Genomic DNA, 5199 nt, shown 5'->3' with positions numbered 1-5199 from the left:
ATAAATGTGATTTATTGAAGCTACAAGTTGTTGAGTGTTTGTAACGAGTATGAAGTTAACATTAGGTACATCAAATATATGTTTTATACATTCAAGGATAGATACAGCGAAACTTGGTTTGCAGCGATCTAGTTCATCAATAAAAATATTTAAGTTTTCATCACTACTAATTGATATTAGTGCGTCTTTTAGCGTCTGTATGTTCTTTTGTGATTCAATGTGATCGGTTAAAATCTTTTCTACAGTATTATCGATCGCTGTGTTGCTAATTTCACTAATTGCACCTTGAAAATCCTCTGCAAGTTTATCTGCTTCTTGTTTTAGTACCCATGAAATTCCAGCTTTCATTGTTGTTTTAACTGCAAATTTTATAGCCGGGATGGATTGCTTAATAAAATCCTTCCTCCTGTTATTTTCATCTGGAATTAATGATACTATTGCTGATAGTATTGTTAATAATGGCGCGTCAGCATGATCTTCAGCAAACGCATTAATATAAACCACTTTTTTGTTATTGTGCTGCATTGAGTTTGTGATTTTATGACAAAACTCTGTTTTACCCGTACCCCACATCCCGTCGATAATCATAGGCGATATATCAATGTCTGAATCTAATAATTTTATTAGATTTTCGGCAATTGGTTTTCGATTGAATTCATCACGATATTCAAAAGTTATTTCAGTGTTTTCCATTTTTAGCTCTCAAAAGCTATTAGTGTATACTTCTGATATCTAAAGACCTAAAAACTTATCTTCAAAAAATTAATAAGTGTGATAACTGAAATATTCATTCATTTGGTGAATTGGTTGTGGTTGATTCCCCTACCTACTTTTTCCTAGCTCCCCCATATTCTCTGAGGTGAATTCCATGGTCCCAGCAATGGTGCGGGTTGAAAGGGCATCCCCCATTTTTCGCTGTTAAAGGTGAATAATGTGGGGGAGTCGAGTATCTGCCAGTGTATCCACCACATATTCCGGGTTCCACCATCATTCCCCCGTATCCGGGAGCCGGATCTGTTCTCCATCGAGCACAATCAATTGCTCGCGCATCAGCTTCTCCAGCCAGCGCGAAAATTTCTTCTCGACGTTAATTCCCTTAGCCCGTAGATCGTCGCGCAAGAGCGCGCGGGTACAGGGCTTATTCTGGCTGATGCGTTGGTTAATACAGCGCCATAGCGCCGTATGGTTGCGGGTGATATGAGGTACGCCGGGTGGTATGCCACTACTCAGTAAGTCATCGTCAGGTTGCCGGGGCTCGTCGTTCAGTACCAGCGAGGTCACTGGTTCGCCATCGCTATCGGTATAGATAACGACTTCCTCAAGATCGTAGGCGGTGACCTCCGGCATCTCCGCATCTTTCATCTTTGTACAACTCAGGGTGATAGCGTTGCGACGTCCCTCGCGCCTGACGTTAAACTCGGCATCCAGCGCGGCCTGAAAAGCACTTGAACCGCGTGCGCCTCGTTCCTGATCCTTACCTGAGTGATGAACGACCATCATCGCCGCGCGCGTATGATACCGAATGGCGTCGCAACCCTGGATAAATGCGCCCATATCCCGTGCGGTGTTTTCATCTGAGTTACCAAAACAGCGAGCCAGCGTATCGAGGATGATTAGCCGTACCGGCATTCCGGTCATGTTCTGAATGTCCTGCGTCGCCAGGATCACCTGTTCGATGCTTCCCGGAGCGGCTGGAAAGATCGGGCAGTCGACGCGAAACAGGTTATCGAGCGCCATCTCGTCATTAACGCTGAGTTCCCAGGCGCGGATCCGTCGTGATACACCGGTTCCTCCTTCTCCGGCGATAAACAGCACAGCCCCTTGATTGACTCGCCTTCCGCCCCATGACGTACCGCTGGCAATATGGCACGCCAGCGATACCGCCAGAAAGGATTTAAAAGAGCCGCCGGGGCCGTAAATACTGCACAGCGCCCCGGCGGGAATGAGTCCTTTCACCAGATAATCCTGACTGGTGTTAAACCCTTCTGAGCCCCTGCGCAGCGGAAGGGAGGTGGTGAGAGTACGGTCTGATGCTGTCATGGCTTACGACCTGAGATTTGCAGGAAGCTGCTGGTTGAACACAATCCGGGAAATGGATTCACCGTAGTGACGGTAAAATTCATCCCAGTCGCTCAATGTGGTGTCTGCAGGGAGAACCACACAGCCCTTCACTACCTCGGCAGCGGCGGTTGCATTCAGCAACCCGGTATTTTTCTCCTGACTGCAATCATTATCGCCAGCCAGGATAAGGTGGCATTCAGGCCACTGCGCCCGGAAAGCGATGGCCACATTTTTCAGGTTGTGCGCCGACAGGGCAGCAACGACCGGAAAATGATGAAGGCATGAGACCGCAAGCGCGGTTGCATATCCTTCGGTAATGATGATGCCTTCCGGTGGTTTGTTGTCCGGTGCCCAGGGTTCCGGTCTACCGTTGCGGCTCGCCTGATGTACCGGGCAAAAACAATCCTTCAGATGGCTACCGGGCAGCAGGTACTTTTTCCCTCCAGGATGAATGAACTGCGCACCTGTCAGCTGCGCGCCTGTATTTCGAATTGGCAATACCAGCGTACCCGCCCCGAAATGCACGCTGCAGATTGTCCGGCTACTACCCTCAGTCAGAAGCCACTGGGCTCGTCGCCAGCCTCGCGTTGTCAGATACGGCGCTTCTCCGGATTCGCAATGACGAAGCAGTGTCTTAATACGCGATTCCATATTCAAAGCCTGTGATTTTTCCCTGGCTGGCGGAGACGGCGAAAACGGTGGAACAAGATCCATGTCCTGCAGCATTTCGGCGGCGCCAACCAGTCCGCAATGTAAACATAGGGAAACCAGATCCAGTCCGTCACCTGCGCCGCACTGATTGCAGAACCATGTGCCGCGCCCCTCCAGATCATCCATCCTGAAGCGATCCTTACCCCCACAAGAGGGACAAGGGCCATGGCGATGATTTGGTGGAATGGGAATGCCAAGTTTTTCAAATATTTTTGGCCAGGTATTGCGTACTCGCTCGGAGATGATAGAAACGTAATTGCTCATGATTCCCTCCCGTATACCCTCTGGATGTAGCGGCCTCGTCCATCGCCGTGACCAAGATCCATCGCAACCATCGCCCTGGCTTCCTTTATGCTGAGCCCCTGTCTCTGGTAGTGCGCCATCGCCTCCTGCGCCCATGAATAGCGCAGACTGTGTGGTGCATAGTGGCCAGTCAGTCCTGCGCGAACTGCGCTGCCACGCCAGTAATTCATTGCGGCGCGCAGATCGGGTTTATTGAGCAAACGTCCCCCGCGTTGTGCCATCAGGGTTATAGACCGGTTCAGGATGTTGCGTAGCCTTTCAGGTTCGAGCACCACCGTCTGGCGGGAACGGGAGCCTTTGGTGCCAAAAACCACCTGCAATCGGTTTTCTCCACGCTCTAACGCAGCGGCCCAGGTCTTCAGAGACTGACAACACTGCACCGCTTCCTGTGAACGCAAACCCATTGCTCTGGCAAGCTCCAGCGTCAGAGCCAGCCCTTCATCCTTTTCATGAAAAGCAGACAGCGCCGACAACCAACGTTCTGAGGTTAATGGCAAATGCGTTCCTGCCCGGCTGGCGTTACCCAGCCCGAGCGCTTTATTGGTGATGCGCTCCGATTGGGCAAATTTTTGACGTCCAGATTGAGCAAGGATGGTGCGCAGGGCAGCCATCTCGTTTTGTAGCGTGCGTGGCGTAATGCCTGCTTCCCGTCGCGCCATCACGTAGCTTTCGATATGTGACGATTTCAGATGCTGGAGATCCTGAATCTGGATATTCAGCTTGTGCAGATGCTGGCTTAAACGCCCGGCGATGCGGAGGCGATCATGGACTGTTTTAAAACTGCCGCCAGCCAGCAGGGCGAGTTTTTCCATGCGTTTTGTAAGTTTCGACATAGCTACTCTCCACTCAATTCTCCGACGCGCGGTTGGACACAGCGTGCTGTGCTGAACGATACCGGTGCGCCGGAGAATGCGCGGATGAGGTATGACGGGGTACGGTGATGCACGAATGCAGCCGCCTGCTCAGGCAGGTATATCCCCACAGGTAAAATAACCTGTCCTCCGGTATCGGTTCGGTAGTGCTGGTTTCTCCTCCTGGTAAGTGAATTTCTGACATCTGTTTGAGTGTCAGCCTGTTTGTTGCAGTGAATTTGCAGGCAGTAGCTGGGTTGAAGCTGATCTGCGCGCTGGCGTCACTTTCACTCGCTTACGCTCTTAAAAGTGACGCCGCGTTTTGCAAATTCAGCAGGAAGTACGGACGCAAAGCCTTCGGCAATGCCGTCCGACTTCTCTACAGCGTTCTGTCTGTCGCTACGCTTGCAACAGGGTAGCGATAAAGGGTGTGGTCACCTGTATCGAGACAGGAGGTCAGTTTCAGACCACGCTTCGTTCCCTGGTTGACCGGGGGGCTGACCGCCAAAGGCGCTTCTTACAAGTCGCAGTTCGTCTTAGAACAGGAAGCTTTTAGGGGTACTGCTATGAGTTGGGGATAGGGTAGATCTGGGGGAGGGGGAAAGCTGTGGGAAACTGTTTTTGGGATTTGAAAATTTTAATTACGCTTGAAATTAATGAGTAAGCGTAGTGAAATTCTGACAAGATTCATTGGGTTAACCATTGGAAGTTACTGTTATATGACGGTTACATCACGCTTTAAGAGGTTTCTATGAAAATTGCTATTTTGATTGGTGTTAGTGAGTATGATTCTCAGCAAAATTTAATGGCAAGTAAGAATGATGTTTTATTGATGAATTCACTGGTATCGATTGGTAATAATTATGACTCGATATTAATGATCGACAACGAAACAAACACACAAACGGTTAAGGCTAAATTAACATCATTTTTGCAAGGTAATTTCGGGAAGGAAGTTGATCAGCTTCTTTTCTATTTTAGTGGGCATGGCTATTTTGATGGTGAAGAATTTCATTATATAATGAGTGACTTTGATTCGAAAAGGATTAAATCAACATCTCTAGAAAACTCAGAGTTAGATATTCTCATCAAATCAATCTCCCCTAAATTAACTGTGAAAATAGTAGATGCTTGTAACTCTGGGATCCCATACATCAAAGATCCAACGGCTTTTGATAAGTATATCAATACATCTAAACAGAGTTTCGATAAATGTTATTTTATGTATTCTTCGGAAAGTTTGCTAGTATTCTTACGCTGATAATAAGTTGAG

General features: G+C 48.5%; 5 protein-coding genes. 1 reads left to right on the top strand and 4 read right to left on the bottom strand.

All coding sequences use genetic code 11. The annotated features are described in order from the left end of the window. From GKAS_RS22590 to GKAS_RS22575, 4 genes are all read right to left on the bottom strand, one after another. Positions 1 to 693 (bottom strand): KAP family P-loop NTPase fold protein (locus tag GKAS_RS22590; protein ID WP_035897678.1); only part of this gene is annotated, 693 nt, incomplete at its 3' end. Positions 694 to 987: 294 nt separating this feature from the next. Then, entirely contained in the window at positions 988 to 2040 is a 1053-nt protein-coding gene (locus GKAS_RS22585) for a helicase RepA family protein (RefSeq protein WP_035897677.1), read from the bottom strand. A gap of 3 nt (positions 2041 to 2043) precedes the next feature. Further along, entirely contained in the window at positions 2044 to 3036 is a 993-nt protein-coding gene (locus GKAS_RS22580; RefSeq protein ID WP_035897676.1) for a primase-helicase zinc-binding domain-containing protein, read from the bottom strand. Then, positions 3033 to 3908: an integrase domain-containing protein gene (locus tag GKAS_RS22575; protein WP_035897674.1), complete on the bottom strand. Its 876-nt coding sequence runs from the start codon at positions 3906 to 3908 to the stop codon at positions 3033 to 3035. The genes GKAS_RS22580 and GKAS_RS22575 overlap by 4 nt, the downstream gene beginning before the upstream one ends. A gap of 769 nt (positions 3909 to 4677) precedes the next feature. Between GKAS_RS22575 and GKAS_RS22570 the strand changes: the two genes are divergently transcribed. Beyond that, on the top strand, positions 4678 to 5187 hold the full coding sequence (locus tag GKAS_RS22570; protein ID WP_035897673.1) for a caspase family protein: 510 nt from the start codon (positions 4678 to 4680) through the stop codon (positions 5185 to 5187). Positions 5188 to 5199: the final 12 nt, after the last annotated feature.

It is taken from the genome of Kluyvera ascorbata ATCC 33433, from assembly GCF_000735365.1.
Lineage (GTDB): Bacteria > Pseudomonadota > Gammaproteobacteria > Enterobacterales > Enterobacteriaceae > Kluyvera > Kluyvera ascorbata.
This window is presented reverse-complemented; position numbering and strand designations above follow the sequence as displayed.